The 15,296-nt window shown below is 62.6% G+C and carries 16 protein-coding genes; 7 read left to right on the plus strand and 9 right to left on the minus strand.

From position 1 onward, the window contains the following. Window positions 1-10 precede the first annotated feature (10 nt). The 5 genes from GGQ96_RS21555 to GGQ96_RS19045 are packed head-to-tail and all read right to left on the minus strand — an operon-like array spanning window position 11 to window position 5,111. Window positions 11-1,999, minus strand: a complete 1,989-nt coding sequence (locus GGQ96_RS21555; protein ID WP_246360734.1) for a hypothetical protein — start codon at window positions 1,997-1,999, stop codon at window positions 11-13. Next, window positions 1,948-3,516 carry a DEAD/DEAH box helicase gene (locus GGQ96_RS21560; RefSeq protein WP_246360735.1) on the minus strand — a complete coding sequence of 523 codons (1,569 nt, stop codon included), beginning with the start codon at window positions 3,514-3,516 and terminating at the stop codon, window positions 1,948-1,950. The genes GGQ96_RS21555 and GGQ96_RS21560 overlap by 52 nt, the downstream gene beginning before the upstream one ends. Window positions 3,517-3,520: 4 nt before the next feature. Continuing rightward, window positions 3,521-4,474 (minus strand): hypothetical protein, encoded by a 954-nt coding sequence (locus GGQ96_RS19035; RefSeq protein ID WP_043061473.1) that lies wholly within the window; start codon window positions 4,472-4,474, stop codon window positions 3,521-3,523. 8 nt (window positions 4,475-4,482) lie between these two features. Next, window positions 4,483-4,872, minus strand: a complete 390-nt coding sequence (locus GGQ96_RS19040) for a type II toxin-antitoxin system VapC family toxin (RefSeq protein WP_043061472.1) — start codon at window positions 4,870-4,872, stop codon at window positions 4,483-4,485. After that, the gene (locus GGQ96_RS19045; RefSeq protein ID WP_043061471.1) at window positions 4,869-5,111 is read right to left on the minus strand and encodes an AbrB/MazE/SpoVT family DNA-binding domain-containing protein; all 243 of its coding nucleotides are present in this window, start codon (window positions 5,109-5,111) and stop codon (window positions 4,869-4,871) included. The genes GGQ96_RS19040 and GGQ96_RS19045 overlap by 4 nt, the downstream gene beginning before the upstream one ends. 179 nt (window positions 5,112-5,290) lie before the next feature. Here GGQ96_RS19045 and GGQ96_RS19050 point away from each other — a divergent pair, with 179 nt between their 5' ends. The 3 genes from GGQ96_RS19050 (at window position 5,291) to GGQ96_RS19060 (ending at window position 9,670) form a co-directional block, all read left to right on the plus strand. Continuing rightward, entirely contained in the window at window positions 5,291-6,541 is a 1,251-nt protein-coding gene (locus tag GGQ96_RS19050; RefSeq protein ID WP_133178092.1) for a hypothetical protein, read from the plus strand. Beyond that, window positions 6,538-7,584: a site-specific integrase gene (locus GGQ96_RS19055; RefSeq protein WP_043061468.1), complete on the plus strand. Its 1,047-nt coding sequence runs from the start codon at window positions 6,538-6,540 to the stop codon at window positions 7,582-7,584. The genes GGQ96_RS19050 and GGQ96_RS19055 overlap by 4 nt, the downstream gene beginning before the upstream one ends. Before the next feature lie 70 nt (window positions 7,585-7,654). Continuing rightward, entirely contained in the window at window positions 7,655-9,670 is a 2,016-nt protein-coding gene (locus GGQ96_RS19060) for a hypothetical protein (protein WP_184116962.1), read from the plus strand. A gap of 49 nt (window positions 9,671-9,719) precedes the next feature. Here the strand turns inward: GGQ96_RS19060 and GGQ96_RS19065 are convergent, their stop codons facing one another. From GGQ96_RS19065 to GGQ96_RS19080, 4 genes are all read right to left on the minus strand, one after another. Then, window positions 9,720-10,220, minus strand: coding sequence for a hypothetical protein (locus GGQ96_RS19065; RefSeq protein ID WP_061780449.1), 501 nt, complete (start codon window positions 10,218-10,220; stop codon window positions 9,720-9,722). Then, entirely contained in the window at window positions 10,213-11,031 is an 819-nt protein-coding gene (locus GGQ96_RS19070; RefSeq protein WP_064312603.1) for a hypothetical protein, read from the minus strand. Before GGQ96_RS19070 ends, GGQ96_RS19065 begins: the two co-directional genes overlap by 8 nt. Before the next feature lie 3 nt (window positions 11,032-11,034). Continuing rightward, the gene (locus GGQ96_RS19075) at window positions 11,035-11,214 is read right to left on the minus strand and encodes a hypothetical protein (RefSeq protein WP_043061464.1); all 180 of its coding nucleotides are present in this window, start codon (window positions 11,212-11,214) and stop codon (window positions 11,035-11,037) included. A gap of 79 nt (window positions 11,215-11,293) precedes the next feature. Then, window positions 11,294-11,686 carry a MerR family transcriptional regulator gene (locus tag GGQ96_RS19080; RefSeq protein WP_043061463.1) on the minus strand — a complete coding sequence of 131 codons (393 nt, stop codon included), beginning with the start codon at window positions 11,684-11,686 and terminating at the stop codon, window positions 11,294-11,296. 71 nt (window positions 11,687-11,757) lie between these two features. Here GGQ96_RS19080 and GGQ96_RS19085 point away from each other — a divergent pair, with 71 nt between their 5' ends. The 4 genes from GGQ96_RS19085 to GGQ96_RS19100 are packed head-to-tail and all read left to right on the plus strand — an operon-like array spanning window position 11,758 to window position 15,292. Next, window positions 11,758-12,426 (plus strand): cation efflux transmembrane domain-containing protein, encoded by a 669-nt coding sequence (locus GGQ96_RS19085; protein WP_043061493.1) that lies wholly within the window; start codon window positions 11,758-11,760, stop codon window positions 12,424-12,426. Window positions 12,427-12,458: 32 nt separating this feature from the next. Next, window positions 12,459-12,794, plus strand: coding sequence for a hypothetical protein (locus GGQ96_RS19090; protein ID WP_061780451.1), 336 nt, complete (start codon window positions 12,459-12,461; stop codon window positions 12,792-12,794). A gap of 57 nt (window positions 12,795-12,851) precedes the next feature. Beyond that, window positions 12,852-14,129 carry a TolC family protein gene (locus tag GGQ96_RS19095; protein ID WP_043061461.1) on the plus strand — a complete coding sequence of 426 codons (1,278 nt, stop codon included), beginning with the start codon at window positions 12,852-12,854 and terminating at the stop codon, window positions 14,127-14,129. Further along, window positions 14,129-15,292, plus strand: a complete 1,164-nt coding sequence (locus tag GGQ96_RS19100; RefSeq protein ID WP_043061460.1) for an efflux RND transporter periplasmic adaptor subunit — start codon at window positions 14,129-14,131, stop codon at window positions 15,290-15,292. Before GGQ96_RS19095 ends, GGQ96_RS19100 begins: the two co-directional genes overlap by 1 nt. Window positions 15,293-15,296 lie beyond the last annotated feature (4 nt).

A 15,296-nucleotide genomic window follows, 5' to 3' on the forward strand; every position in this document is an offset into this window, starting at 1 on the left:
CGCGCGCACCTCAGGTGAAAACTTGTTCGTCGTCTTGCTCGTCATAGCCCCTTCCTCTCAGGAGTTGGGGCCTCCGACAAACCCGGCGCGGTTCAAACTGCGCAGTCGGCTTGTCCTCGGTGGCCTTCCTGGCGAGTGACCTCTGCCACTCGAGGAAGCGCTGCGGATCGATGAACGCGTCCGGTTCGGGGGCTGGTTCAGCAGATGTCAGCCAGCGATTAAAGTCGGCGCGGCGGTTCGCGCCTTCATCCCGTGTCTTCGCCAAACCCTGAGATAGACAGAAGGCGATGAATGGATCGTGCGTACCCCAGCGTAGGAGTTCCCGTGCCCAAAAGCCGAACCACGGAAGACCGGTCGTAGCCTTCCAATCACTCAAGCTAGGGATGGCTAACGGATCGGCTGCCCCCAGCGACCAAGCCTGCGCAACGACGGCTCCCAACGCCATACCAAGACGGTATTCGAGGTTGTCGGCGACGAAACGCTGCCAAGATCGCAGTTGATCGGGGGCAGGGGGTGTTACATCAGGTTCGTTGAGGCACCACCCAAGGACGTCATTCCAGCGGTCAAGCAGACGCTCATCGGTATCGGTCCGGCGGACGCGGAAACCGTAGCCGCGATCGTCCTTGATGAGATCGCCGATCCGCTCGAACACGTCGATCCGTTCTTCTGGACTAGCGGTCCCGTAGTTTACCGCCTTGCTGATTTCCGCAAGTATCGCGGTCGCTACTCCCTCGAACCGGCGACCAATCACCGGTGTGAAGCCAAATTGGTAGAGGCGAGTGCGTTCGGCACGGTCAGGGTAGAGCTGGGTGACTACGCCGGAACCGCGACGAATAAATGCTTGTTCAAGCCATGCTTCTTGGGCGGTTGCTGTTGCGCTGAACGTGCGCTCCCAAACGCTTTTCAGATGTGCCTCGATCTGCGCGCGCGACATTGCAGCAGTATCGCTTTGCTGAAGTTCCTCCACGGCCGCCAACGCCAAGCCATCAAGCTCATCCATGGCATCCGCAAGTCGGGCACGAGGGTCGGTCGCTCCAGTGCCGGCTGCTGCGCTGACGGTCGTGGGCGCCGTCGCCTCGAGCCAGTTGAGGAAGTCGTCTGGCGATACCTGCAGCAGCCGATGCGCGCGATCCCAGATCAGTTCCAGCAGCATCGCCAGGGGGCTGGGCACACTATCGGCATCACGCTCTTCTATTACAAGCGCATCACGCAGCTGGTCGTATTCCGTACTCAAGGTTGCCAGCTGACGACGCTGTATGGGGCGGCTCGCAGTGGCAGTGGTTGAAATTTGGCGGGGCAGAGCGACCAGGGTCAGTCCTTCAATCCCTCGCGATGCACCAGGTCGCCCAGCGCGTCCGGCAAGATTGCGAAACTCCGCCGTACTAAGCGGAGCGATGATCTGCTCCTCCTCGACTGGATCCCACGATGTGCGCTTCAGTGAGGTCAAAAATATGAGATCGAACGGAAGATTCACACCCTCCGTCAATGTCGCCGTCGCGACCGTTATCGGGCAAATACGCTGATCGATCATCTCCACCATCAACCGACGGAGACGCTGCGGCATCTGACCGTGGCTGGTGGCAATTCCCCGTTCCAACAGGAAAAGCTCGAAGCTATCGGCTCCACAATAGTCCTGACAAGCGGCTCGCGCCTCGTCAAAGCGCTCACCACGGCGGCCCCGGGGCGGCGTAAAATTGACGATCGCCTGCCAAGCTGGCAGCTCAAGCGCTTCTTTGTACCAGCGCATCGTTTGTTCGGGCTCTTGCGCGACCGAGATCAGGATGCGCTGATCCTCCTCTACGAGATGCAGGGCGGTCCACAAAACGCTCAACGTGTTGAAGCGATTGAGGCTGTTGCGCCACTGCGAGCGAAGCTGAGGCATCGGTGCAACGCGGAGGGGAAGATACACCGGGTCTTCCTCGCCCCGGAGGTAAAGCGGGCGGCCGTTCATGAGGTCGAGCAGGATACGACCTGATGCGTTCGTTGCGGTCTCCAGCACCCCGATAACCTGGCGGGTGCTGCGATAGCGGACGCCAACGGCCTGAGCATCCCCGCGGCCTTCGATCCAGCGCGCAACGGGCTGTGCGGCCCCCCCCCTGCAACGGCGGTGAGCGCGATGCGTACGACCTCCGGCTGTCGCGCGACGATACGCGAAACCAGCGTCTCGAGCCGGATGGCCCGATTGCTATGCTCCGCGAAGCTTACGCGGGTGGACTCGTCAGCGTCGGGTACGACCTGATGGGCTTCGTCAATAATGAGGAGTTTGATGCGCGCTATGAGGATGGGCCCGAGATAGCGCATCAACGCGTCAGCCTTCTCGACCGTAGCGATAAGCACCACCGGACGGTCGGTCGTCAGCCAGGCATCCGTGATGCCCCAGTCGGCGCCACCATACAGACCCGTAATCAGGCACTCTCGACCAAGCTCCGAGGTCAGTTTCGCCTCGACCTCGTTCGCCAGCGCGCGAGAGGGAACGATATAAAGCGCCAACGGTCCGATCGCTGCGGGCTCCGCACGCAGGAGCAATTCTTTGACGATCGCCATGTTGGCCACCAACGTCTTGCCTGATCCGGTCGGCGTGCAAAGCGCGAAGGAGTCGTCGCGTAGTAGCCGTTCCAGTCCCTGCAGCTGCGATGTCCAAAGGATACCGCGCCCGCGACTGAATTGGTCACGCGCGTAATCGGTGAGCTTGGAAAGCCGCTCTGGCCGGAGCACAGCTAATGCGCGCAGGGGTTTGTAGATGGAGGCGGCAACGAAGCGATCGGCCACATCCCGGATCAGGGAAAGAACGAGCGCTGCATCGTCGCTGAAGGTCCGAGCTGCCATCTCGTCGAGCGCGCGCAACTTGGCCATTGCGCGATCCAGGCGTGGATCGTCACCGCGGCGGAGGCAGTCGGCGATGAGGCCGACAGTGCGAACTAATTCGATGGTGAAGTACCAGGTGACGCGATCGCCATCCTCGCCGGCTTCGTCGGATTCGAGGAGCGCGGTTGCGAGCAACGTTCCCTGGTCAGGCTGGGTGAGATGTGGGTGCTCGCTCCAGAAATTAGCGGCGCGCGCGATGACATCGTCGAAGTCGGCGCGCAGGAAGGCAGCGAGCAGGCTGACCCCATCCTGATCGGACGGCACCTGGGCGAGCAAGCCGGCTGCCATCGCCGGCAAACCGCCAAGTTGGTAGGCACCGGCCGCGAGCAATTCGATTGGTACGATCGTGCGCAGGCCGTCATCTGCCCGCGCCAACCACTCAAGCAGTTCGCCCGTGCGGCGATAGCAGTCGATAGCGCCAGGGCACGTCGGCCCATCCACTGTGCGGAAAATGTGCGCCGCATGAAGAAGACGGCGCGCGTCACTCAGCTGACTCTCAGACTCACGCGCCGACCAATGGATCGTGGGAACCTGCCAGGTCGTCTGCAAGCAACGCACGAAGGCGCGAGCCTGTGGGCGGGATAACGCGTTTTCGATGGCCAGCGAAGTGCGAACTTGCTCTGCGACGGCACGCCGCATCTCTTCGGACATGGCGTCAGGGCTTCCACATAGAGGTATACAGCCCGTCGATCAGCGCCTCACCGCCTTCAAGGATCAACTCGACAACCTGCAAGTCATGCGGGGCGGTGTAGTCTGCCGGCGGCTTCTTCCACGGGATCAGCACATTCAGTTTCTTGCGGGTCGCTGCGGCGTTGCCGGCGATCACAACGAGGTTCGTCCGAGCAAGCGTGGGTACGGTCGCGGTGATCGCGGCGTCCATGGACGCAATGGCGGTCGCATGATTCACGGGATCCCGCAGCTCCAGCAGGCGCTGCAGCTGACGCAAGCCCTTCGGAACGACGCTATCCCGATTCACCTCAAACCAAATGCCACGACCGTTGTGGACATTCTTGCCCGTAGTCGGATCTTTCAGGTTCTTCTCGCCATGGAGGAGGGCGGCGACGGCCGAGTTGGTAAGGGAGGCGCGCCACTTTGCTTCCCCGACGATGACCCGGACCACGTTCCCGGCCGCGTCGAGCCGTACCCCGACGAAGTCGGAACCGAAGCGACCGAATACCTGGCGCTTGCGGGATGGATCGTAGCGAAGGTCCCACAGATAGCTCTCCACATCGGCATGGAAGCGGAAAAGGAAGATCGGGACCGACCACTGATGCTCGCCGACGAGTTCCTCTGCATAGGCCTGGGTTACCAAGCCGGCGACTACTTCGCCAAATAGGCCACGCCGGGCGACGGCCGGCAGGCAGTCTGGATAGCAGGCATGGGCTCCCGCCGCCCCAGCGTCCGGGTGAAGGTCGATGCCGACCTGCTTATGAAAATGTTCGCGCGCGTCGAGATGAGCTGACTCAAAATACGGGCGAAGAGCGTCGATCAGACTCTTGTCGATTGGCTTGATCTGTTCGAGCAGGAGGTGACCGTAGCGATCTTCGATCGTCCCGTTGGCATCGAGCCACGCCTCAAGTGCGGCAGATGGGGGCGGTTCGGTGTGCACCTCACAACCTACCGGATAGTCACGATCTTCACGGCCACGTCGCCTGCTATGTCGCGCCACGCTTTGTCGGCGGTGTACGCCGCGACGCCGAGGCGTTTGGCCAAAGCGAGGCAGAAGCGATCGCCCAGCGACAACCCGGCCGATGAGGTGGCAGCGCGCAGGTTACCGGCATCCCAGGCGAGCGCATCATCCGCCGCGACGACGGTATAGGGCAGGGCCGCCAGCATCGCCCGCACGTCGTCAAGCGGCGCGCCTAGATGAACAAAGTGGCTGATGACCTCCGCCTGATTGATCGCGCACACTGAGGCATCCGCAATCACGCTGCCGACCTTGCTGGCACCGCGCTCGCCTTTCAACAGTGCGAGGATCGCCGAGACATCGAGAACGACATGGGTCATTCGCCGCTGTCCTCGCGCCGTACGGCAAGAAAGTCATCGACCGACGCGCCGGGCTGTTGTGCGTAGCGCTTGGCGATTGCTTGCGCCTTTGCCACCGCCTGCTCCACGGTGCGCAGGATAACTCCGTCCGGCGTTTCTTCGACAAGGACCGCACCGCCATCCTCAAGCCCTAGGCGCTTTCGAATGCCCACCGGCAGGCTCATACGACCATTTGGTGTGATGTTAACTTGTAGCGTCATATGGCAAAGCCCGCGTGTGGTGGCATTAGGAGTTATATATGCCACCATGATAGCGAAGAGGCGAGGGGGTAAACGCAAGCCGCCATCGATCCCGACAGCCACAATAGTTACTAGCGATAAGCCTGATTCCTGCTAGCAAGGTGGCAGGCAAAATTATGGGTCGGAACGGAGCCGAAACAGTGATCATCGACGTGCCGACGCCGGATGAATTTCACGATGCCGGCGTCAATCAGCTCTACCTGGCATGGAAGATCACCATGGACGCGCACGACGCGTGGTCCATCGGAGTTGGTGCCAGTGGGGATGCGGAGGCGACCGACGACTATTGGCGAAGTGTGCAGCCTGCACTGTCGAACGCCTACAGCCTTATCCAGCAAGCGATGGAGCTCGGCCTCAAGGGCCGGATCGCGCGCGTGTCGCCATACCTCCTCCTTGGCGATCCAGCCGACTGGAGCCCGAAGGCGGCGAAGGGGGCAACATCGTTTGGCGAGCTGCCGAGCCTCGAGGCGTCAAAGCTCGTAGCCGTGCACAACAGCGTTGCGGACCCGCCGCTGGACCCGGCGTTCAACACCTTCTGGACCGCGGTTCGCAAAGACCGCAACCGCATCATGCATTCGGCGCCGCGCGTAACCTTCACTGCGGGTGAGGTCACCCGTACCATCCTAATGGCGGCAAACGCGCTTTTTGCGGAGACATCATGGGTTGACCGGTTGTTTGCGATGGAGGGGGAGAGCAAGTTCGCCATCTTCGGCCTGGATGACCACGTCTACAGCGCCGTTGTCGGCCAGGTGGCCTGTGCCATCGAATTCCTCACACCCGCGGAGGCGATCGACCTTTTCGGCTTCAATCCCAGGCAGCATGCCTATCTCTGTCCTGCCTGCTTTGAGGCCACGCCGTACGATTATGCGGTGGATCTCCCAAAGCTAGCCCAGTTTGCCGCCAAGGTGCCCGGCGAGACCGAGCTAAGCTGCGTCGTCTGCCAGACGACGACTGACGTTAGCAGAGACGAGTGTGTGTATCCGGAATGTGTCGGTAACGTCATCGCCATGGAGCGGTGCCTGACCTGCTACCAGCTGCAGGACGAGCATCTGAAGATCGACGGCCCACCAAACGATGGCCAGGGGGATACTGTCTATGGCTACGACTTCATCTTTGGCCGGCCCCGCGAACGATCGGGGCGAACTTTTCTGAAGCACTATCAACGCGAAGACAGCGATGACGGTGCCATCGCCTTTGGGAAGCGAGCGCTGACGACACCTCACCTCGCAAGCTGGACCAGCGTCTCGATCTACGAGCACCAGTCCGGTATCTTTCCCTTTGGTGACAAGGCTCGAGTGCGCCCGCTTGGTCATTGGCTACGTCAGGAGGGCACGCTGTCATGGCACAAGGACGTGACTCTCTATGATCCTGTGCATGACGGTCCAGTATGATCGGCGATGATGCCGCGGAGCGCCGCGCGCTTCTCGCGATCGGGCCGATCGATCTGTCGCCAGCGTCAATCGATCTCGCACCGGATCTTAACCAGAGCGACCGCGCCCGGGTCGACCATTTCCTGGCGCGCGCATCGGCGGATGCGACCTTGCGTGCCTATCGGTCCGACTGGCGACTGTTCACGACCTGGTGCGACACACGCGGCTACGCCTCACTCCCGGCTTCACCCATTGTCACGGCTGCGTTCCTAAGCGAGCTTGCCAGAGACGGTAGCACCCATTCGAATGGGCGACCGTTATCCAAGTCGTCCATCGGTCGGCGGCTGGCCGCGATCGTCTTTGCCCACCGCGCCGCTGAGCTCGAACCGCCAACCGTACAAGCCGGCGCGGCCGCGCTGGATCGCGTGATGCGGGGTATCCGTAACGCCAAACGCAGCGATCGCCCGGCGAAGAAGCGGCCGGCCGACAGCGACGTGCTGCGTGACATGGTGCGCCATATCACCGGCTCCGCCCTCATCGACTACCGGGATCGCGCGCTGCTGAGCATCGGCATGATGGGGGCGTTCCGCCGCTCTGAGCTGGTCGCGATTGACATCGCCGATGTGGCCGAAGATCCACGCGGGCTGCTGGTCACGATTCCGTTTTCGAAGGGCGATCAGGAGGGCAAGGGGCAGAGCGTCGCGGTCCTCGATGGTCGTCGCATGGAGCCTGTGCGCCATTACCGCGCCTGGTTGGAGGTCGCGGGCATCACCGAGGGGCCCGTGTTCCGCCGTCTCACACCGCACGGCCGCCTCACCGAAAAGCCAGTTAGTCCGCAAACAGTGGCGCTGGTGGTCAAGGCGCGCGCAGCCGCAGCCGGCTATGATCCGGCACTTTTCTCAGGCCATTCACTGCGCGCCGGCTTCCTGACCGAGGCGGGTCGCCATGGTGCCAATTTGTTTAAGATGAAAGAGCACAGCCGCCATAAGTCGCTCGAGATGCTCAGCGAGTATGTTCGCGATCAGGAGGCGTTCCGCAATCACGCCGGCGAAGGCTTTGCGTAATGAGCAGGCGCGGAAGGGATGGGTTGGCGTTGGCGAGGATGTCGCATAGGCATAAGGGCGAGGGGACGCTGTGAAGACCGACACATCCGATGACTTCCAGTTCAGCCTGGCAGGCCGCGTGCGCAACCTTGGTTTCGCGCCCTCTCCGTTGAACGCGCTGTTCCCGTTGTTCGAGGCAATCGCCAACGCGTTCCATGCCATCGAGGCGCGCTGGGATCGTGAGGCGACGGCGAAGGGCGTCATCACGGTGACGATCCTACGCAGCAGCTCGGACGACGAAAACCCACCGGTCGCTGGCTTCCTGATTGAAGACAACGGGATCGGGTTGAACACCGACAATTGGCGCGCGTTCCGCACCGCAGATACCGCCAGCAAGATCAGCCGCGGCGGTAAGGGGGTGGGTCGCCTTTCCTGGCTGAAGGTGTTTCAGAACACGCACGTCAACAGCAGCTTCAGCGAAGGCGGCTCAACGCTGCACCGGTCGTTCGACTTCGCTGTCGCCCAGAACGACGCCAGTCCGCTGATTGGCCATGAGTTGCGGCTTGCGGGTGCGACCCCGACCATCGGCACGAAAGTGCGGCTGGAGCCTTACGTGCAATCCTACAGTGCGCATTGTCCTCGCAAGGTCGACACGATAGCCGCGCACATCATTGGTCATTTCCTGCGCAACTTCGCCAGCTATGAAGTGCCATCCTTCACGCTTGTTGATCGTGCCGAGCGGATCAGCCTGCTCGATTTTTACAGCAGCAACGTCGAGTCCGACACGCCCGAGACATTGAAAGTCGTCCTCGAGCCCGGGGAAGAACCGATCGACGTTGATATGTACCACATCCTGCTCAACAAGGGATTGCGCCTGCACGACGGCGGCAAGCACTGGAACCTGTATGTGGGCGATGGCCGCGTTGTTCGCGACGAGAAAATCGATAATCAGCTTGGGCTTGGTTACATCGGTGAAAATAGCGACTCCGTCTATATCGGCTTGGTGTCAGGCGACTACCTGAACGGCCACGTTAATCAGGAGCGCACCAACTTCACGTTCCGCGAAGATGACTATCGCAGCCTGCATCAGGCGGCGGTCGACGCTGCCAAGCGACACCTAGCGCCCTATATCGAACAGGTTCGCACCAAACAGGCCGGTATTACCTCGCGCGTCGTACGTGAGAACCCGCAGTTTCTGGCCGTCGCCAGCAATATCCCGGCTTTCGTCGAGGAGCATCTATCGCTCAACGCCAAGTCGGAGGAGGATATTTATATCGAGCTGGCGCGCCAGCGTCGACGCAAGCAACGCGAGACGAAGCGCGAGATAAAGGCACTATCCGCCGGCAATGCCAGTGAGGTCGTCGACCGGGTGCAGAAGGTTGCCAGTGCGATCAACTCGGACAAGAAAGCGTCGCTCGCCGAATATGTCGTTAAGCGGAAGGAGATCCTCGATCTCCTCGACAGTTCGCTGGCGTACGTCGATCCGGAGAAGCGAGACTACTTGCGTGAGGAGATCGTCCATGACCTCATCATACCGATCCGCTCGGATGGCGAAGCGCTCGACTATGAAGACCATAACCTATGGATTCTGGATGATCGACTAGCCTTCTATTCCTATTTGAAGTCCGACAAGCCCTTCACAACGTTTCTCACCGACAGCGACAGTACCCGCGAACCGGACGTCGCCGTTGTTTTCGATCGATCGCTGGCGTTCGACCGTGAAGGTACTGACGAACCGATTATCATTGTCGAATTCAAGCGACCCGGCCGACCCAACTACAGTCATAGCGACAACCCGGTCACGCAGGTGCTTGAATATGTAAACATCATGCGGAACGGCGGAGCGTTCAAGGATCGCACCGGCAGGTTCCGCAAACCTATTCCTCCCAGCACCAGATTTATCTGCTTCGTCGTCGCTGATTTTACGCCAAAGCTGGTCGAGGTTGTATCAATGTCGATTGCTCAGAATAAAAGTGCGGATGGCGAGGGGTACTTTGGCTTTTCGCCCATCCACAATGCCGTCGTTGAGGTTCTGCCTTACAACAAGCTGCTTCATGATGCCCGGCTGAGAAACGAGGCCTTCTTTGCCAAGCTCGGGCTGAACTAGTTACTCGGAATCACGAATTTGCGCGGATGACATAGCTGCGATTCCTATGTCAGCTAGGGAGGGCATCAGGTGGCACTACCGTCTCTGGTGGCGTATAAAGCTGGTCCCTAGTCGCGCGAACCACGTCGTTTACATATTCCGGCCATGGGCCGGCACCTGGTGGCATCGCAGCTTCTTCCTGTCGGTCCCGCAGGCGATTGCGGATCGTGCGGGCGGTGGTGCGGGTCGCCTCGTTGTCATCGTGCCAGGCGCCCCAGCGAACCCGCCAGTTAACGTATCGTGGCGCGAAAACCAGGAAGATCAAGGCCCCCACGCCGACGCCGTGTTCGCCAAGCAGCAGGATGGGAAGCGTGGCAATGGCGAATGCCTGAATCAGCGCCCAACAGGAACGATGACGGCGAAAGCCGTTCTGAACCAGCGTCGTCGGCCACCACGGACCTGCGACTGCCCATGCCGCGAGCGCGACCAACAGGCCGGTCAACACCATGCTGACGACGAAACCGATCCACAGCAGCGCCTTGGGAGCAATGAAGGTCAAGAAATCACCCATGCTGGCGCTGCGTGTCGAGGTCGCGCAGCTCGCGCAACAGATCGGTGGCCGGCGTCGAGACCACGATATCGTGGATGACCTTCTGGTCGAGGCTGATCACGTCTCCGACCGGACGTTCCGCGTAGCGAACCAGCGCAGGCTCGCTGGACGGCGTCCAACGTCGCGACGTGCCGGGCTTGAGTTCGAAAAGAAAGCGAGCAGGGGAGGCCAGGCTGATGCTCTGCGTTTGGCCATCGCTGCTCTGGCGGATGTCGGCGACCACGCCGCGATAGCCGACCCCAAGTCCGTCATGCTGGAGATCGGTCAGCACATAGGCGATCGGGCGATGACCGTGCTGCGTAGGCTTGATGATATGCGTGTAGGCCCAGCCGTGCCCGCCAAAGTCCCACCCTTCCGTAGCGACATCGAGTGCATCGTCGGCCATCAGCATGACGACTGCCAGCGTCGAGAAAATCGGTGCGCAAATGCCCCACACCAGATCACTAGCGCTCAACGCGGCTGCCTTTGGCCCACCCTGCGCGACGATCAGCAACGTGCCGATCGGATTGACCGCGGGCGTCCGGTAATCTGCGGGCAAGAAGCGGCTGACGTCGATCAGAAGCGTTTGCACCAGCCCGATAGCAAGCCCGGTCAGCAGGTGCGCGATCAGGGAAACGGCGACCCCGATCGCCAGCACGCTCAATGCGTTAACCGGCAGATCCGGGCGCGCAACGGCGTACCGGCGGGCGCGGGTATTCCAGAGCAGGATTGCGAAGAAGCCAGGAAGGAGGATTGCAACGCCTGTGACAACGGCCAGCGTCAGTGAGAACAAGGCTCAGGCCTCGACCAATTTCCGCTTACCGGTCGCCTGGTCAATGACCATCTTAGGGCGCTTGCCCGCAGCCTTCATAGCCTTGAGCTCCCGCTCGAGGCGTAACATGTCATCGTAACCGCCAAGCTGCCACGCGATCGAGGCGGTCTCTTGCTGTTCGCGAGGGGTCAGAACAGTGGCCATGTGGACAACATAGGGACGCGATCGCGCCGCGTCTATGGGGCACGGTCCTATACCAGCATCTGACGGCCTGAAGGCTTAGTCAGCCAGCGTTCGAAAGTGCGTCGATGATCCGACAATCGGCGATCGTTGTCGCGTCGCAGGTCGCTCCCCATTGCACGATCTCGGTTCTCAGCGCGGCGAGATCGGCGAGCTTGCGATCGATCTCATGGATGTGAACCGCGGCGATCGCATCGACCTCCGCGCAGGAGCCGCGCGGATCGTCTGCTAACCGCAGAAGGTCACGCACCTGGTCGAGGGTGAAGCCAAGATCGCGCGAGCGCTTGATGAACGACAGGCGATCCAGGTGGGAGCCGTTGTAAACGCGGTAGTTCCCTCCGCTGCGGATCGGCGCCCCGATCAATCCTTCCGCTTCGTAGAAGCGTACCGTCTCGACCTTCAACCCGGTCAATCTTGCTATTTCACCGATCTTCATCACAGACCCTTGACCCTCTAGTGGGATGAGGGTTCATATAGGGGGTCCGACCCAACGAATCGAGCACGATGATGGCGGACGCCTGTTGTTCAGCAAAGCGCGACACGATCGCGGAACTTGGCCGTAAGGCCGAGCAGCGACGCGCGCTGATCGTCGTCATGGTCATCAACCTATCGATGTTCGCCATCGAGTTCGGTGGTGGGCTGCTGGCCCGCTCGTCGGCGCTGATGGCGGACTCTGTCGACATGTTCGGCGATGCCGTGGTCTATGGGCTGAGCCTCTATGCACTCAATCGTGGCGCACGTTGGGAGGCGGGAGCGGCGATCGCCAAGGGCGGCCTCATCCTGGTATTCGGCATCGCCGTCCTCGTCGAAATCGCCGGTAAGATCGCCAACGGCGTGCCGCCGTCTTCGACGCTGATGCTCGGCTTCGGCGGGGCGGCGCTGGCAGCGAACCTCACGTGTCTGGCGCTGTTGTGGCGTTTCCGCGCTGCGAACGTGAACATGGCGAGCACCTTCGAGTGTTCGCGCAACGATGTCGCATCAAACATCGGAGTGCTCATCGCAGCGAGCCTCGTCCACCTCACAGGTGCCGCATGGCCCGACATCGTGGTCGGAGGCGTCATTGCGATTATCTTCCTCCGCTCCGCGTGGCGGGTGTTCGCGGATGCTATCCCCGCATGGCGTTTTGCTGACAGGTCCAGTGCCTACAATCGCCCTCATCGCGGAGAGAACGCATGACATCGGGTCGTCATGGTGATAGGCGCGTTCCCATGCTGGCCCGCGCCTGGTCCTTGCTGCTCCTCCTGCTGGCGTCGTCGCTCGTGATGACGGCGACCGTCCACGCGCGCGAAGTGCCGGGGCAGGCGACGACGATCGAATGCACAGGCGTCGTCCATGTAGATGGTGATGCCGATCAGTCGCAGGGTGATGCCGACAAGGCGATCCCGCATCATCATGGAACCTGTCACGGACAGGCTCTGAGCATTCCGCAGGCTGACGCCATCCCGGTCACCTTCAATATCGAGGGCGCTCGTCCCAAACCCGGTTTCGACGCCGTGCGGGCGCTGAGTTCCGTCGATCCGGCGTTGCGGCCGCCAAACGCCTGACGGATGCTGCCGGCCGGGATGACCCGGCCTGACGACATTCGTTAGGATTCCTCGACAATGCAGAAATTGTGCGCAGCCTTGCTGGCTGCGGCGTCGTGCGCCTCGGTGGCCCACGCGCAAGCCGGGCCGCCTGCGCCTATCACGCAGGCTGGACCGATCTATTCGCTCGACCAGGCGGTCGTCGCTGCCGGCGGCTCGGCGCCTTCGACCTCGGCCGCTACCGCTGCCATCGAAGCCGCACGTGCGGGCCGGACCGTTGCGGGATTGCGCCCCAACCCGGTCTTCCAAGGACAGATTGAGAATATAACGGGCTCCGGACCCTATCGGGGCGTGCGCGCCGCAGAGACTACGGTCGGGTTCGCCATTCCGATCGAACTGGGTGGCAAGCGCAGCGCCCGGGTCGGAGTTGCCAACGCCCAACTCTCACGCGCCGAGATCCAGGCGGCCATCATAGCCGCGGACGTGCGGTTGCAGGTGACGCAGCTCTACGTCGAAGCGGTCGCAGCCGAGCGGCGGGTGACGACGGCGCGGGATCAGGCGCGGATAGCGGGCGACGCACTCCGCGCGGCAAGTGTTCGCGTGCAGGCCGGACGGGCGTCGCCGCTCGAACAACAGCGCGCCGACGTCGCGCGGATCAACGCCGAGGCCAACGTCGAGCGTCAGCTCCGACTTTCCGACGCGGCCCGGGCGAATCTGGCGCGACGCATTGGTCAGCCGATCGATGGCCGTCTCGACGAGACGTTGCTCGATCGATTGCCCGACGCGGCGGCCTATGGGCCGGCGGCACCGGTACGAACGGTCGGAACGCTGGCGCTGGCCGCAGCCGATGCCGACTTCAGCATCGCGGATGCGGGCGTAAGGCTCGCGCGCGCCAATCGGGTGCCGGACATCAACGTCGGTCCGGCGCTGCGCAGGCTGGAAGCGACGAACGACACCGCGGCCGTCTTCACGGTCTCGATACCGATCCCGGTGTTCAACAACGGCCGCGCGGCGATCGCACAGGCGACTGCACAGCGTACCCAGGCGGACGCTCTTCGCCGGGTGACGGCGCTCGACATCGAGCAAGCCATCACTGACGCGCAGGCTCAGGCGGCGAACGCGGCGACGACTGCGCGTGCGGCGTCCGGACCGGCTTTGGCGGCCGCGCAGGAAGCGGCTCGGATCGCGCGCATCGGATATCGCGAAGGCAAGTTCGGGCAACTCGAACTGCTCGACGCCGAACGCACCCTCGCCGAGACGCGCGTCGCCGCGATCGACGCGCTCGCCAACTACCAGAATGCACGCGCGCAAGTGGAGCGGCTGACCGCCCCTGCGCCCGTTGGGGGAAACCAGTGATGAAAAGCTATTATCTCGTGGGCGCAGCGACGGCCGCCCTCCTGCTGTCGGCATGCGGCGGTGGAAGCGACGCCGGAAACGAAGCCGCTGCGAACGAGGCATCGAACAGCGCGTCGGCGAACGCCGGGGCGGAAGCACCGGCGCAGAAGGATGCCGTGACGCTCACGCGGGAGCAGATCGCCGCAGCCGGAGTCCAGATCGGCCGTCCGATCGTCGGAGGTGCGGGAACGATCGAGCTTCCTGCAATCATCGAAGGCGATCCGCAGGGCACACAGGTCGTGTCAGCTGCCATCGCCGGTCGGGTGGTCGCGCTCACGCGCAATCTCGGGCAGACCGTCGGCCGAGGTCAAACGATCGCCGTGATCGAAAGCCGGGAGGCCGCACAGATCAAGGGCGAGGTGCAGGCCGCACGTGCACGGCTGCAGCTCGCGAACTCCAATCTCGCGCGCGAACAGCGCTTGTTCTCGCAGAAGGTCTCGCCCGAGCAGGACCTGATCGCGGCGCGCACCGCAGCGACGGAGGCGCGCATCGCGCTGACCCAGGCGCAGAGCACCGTTTCGGCAGCCGGCGTCGGCGGGGCGGGACTGAACCGGCTGGGAATCGCCGCACCGATCTCGGGCCAGGTGATCGCACGGCCCGTGACCCTCGGTCAGACCGTGACGGCCGATGCCGAGCTCTATCGCATCGCCAATCTCGGCCAGGTGTCGCTGGCTTTGAACCTCAAGCCGGAGGATGCCGGCCGCGTCCGTCCCGGCAACGTCGTGACGGTCAAGGCCGCGGGCCGGCAGGCGACGGCGCGGATCACCTTCGTGTCGCCAGCGCTCGATCCCCAGACCCGCCTCGTGCCGTCGATCGCGACGCTCGACAATCGTGGTGGCACTTGGCGCGTCGGCGAACCCGTGACCGCTTCGGTCGAACTGACGGGCAGCGGCGGCAGCGGTGCGATCCGTGTGCCGACCACGGCGGTGCAGACCGACGAGGGCAAATCGGTCGTCTTCGTACGAACTCCGAACGGCTTCCAGGCGACCCAGGTGCAGCTCGGCGACGCATCCGGTGACACGGTGATCGTCCGCTCCGGCCTGACCGGCCGTGAGCAGATCGCCACCACCGGCAGCTTCACGCTCAAGGCCGAACTCGGCAAGAGCGAAGCGGTAGAGGATTGAGATC

The sequence above is a fragment of the Sphingomonas abaci genome (assembly GCF_014199625.1).
Classification (GTDB): Bacteria; Pseudomonadota; Alphaproteobacteria; order Sphingomonadales; family Sphingomonadaceae; genus Sphingomonas; species Sphingomonas abaci.

Excerpts from the sequence above, each read along its gene's own strand:
- GGQ96_RS19100 (WP_043061460.1), top strand. The coding sequence starts at position 14,129 with ATGAAAAGCTATTATCTCGTGGGCGCAGCGACGGCCGCCCTCCTGCTG.
- GGQ96_RS19075 (WP_043061464.1), bottom strand. The coding sequence starts at position 11,214 with ATGGCCACTGTTCTGACCCCTCGCGAACAGCAAGAGACCGCCTCGATC.
- GGQ96_RS19090 (WP_061780451.1), top strand. The coding sequence starts at position 12,459 with ATGCTGGCCCGCGCCTGGTCCTTGCTGCTCCTCCTGCTGGCGTCGTCG.
- GGQ96_RS19085 (WP_043061493.1), top strand. The coding sequence starts at position 11,758 with ATGGCGGACGCCTGTTGTTCAGCAAAGCGCGACACGATCGCGGAACTT.
- GGQ96_RS21560 (WP_246360735.1), bottom strand. The coding sequence starts at position 3,516 with ATGTCCGAAGAGATGCGGCGTGCCGTCGCAGAGCAAGTTCGCACTTCG.
- GGQ96_RS19095 (WP_043061461.1), top strand. The coding sequence starts at position 12,852 with ATGCAGAAATTGTGCGCAGCCTTGCTGGCTGCGGCGTCGTGCGCCTCG.
- GGQ96_RS19045 (WP_043061471.1), bottom strand. The coding sequence starts at position 5,111 with ATGACGCTACAAGTTAACATCACACCAAATGGTCGTATGAGCCTGCCG.
- GGQ96_RS19040 (WP_043061472.1), bottom strand. The coding sequence starts at position 4,872 with ATGACCCATGTCGTTCTCGATGTCTCGGCGATCCTCGCACTGTTGAAA.
- GGQ96_RS19065 (WP_061780449.1), bottom strand. The coding sequence starts at position 10,220 with ATGGGTGATTTCTTGACCTTCATTGCTCCCAAGGCGCTGCTGTGGATC.
- GGQ96_RS19080 (WP_043061463.1), bottom strand. The coding sequence starts at position 11,686 with ATGAAGATCGGTGAAATAGCAAGATTGACCGGGTTGAAGGTCGAGACG.
- GGQ96_RS19055 (WP_043061468.1), top strand. The coding sequence starts at position 6,538 with ATGATCGGCGATGATGCCGCGGAGCGCCGCGCGCTTCTCGCGATCGGG.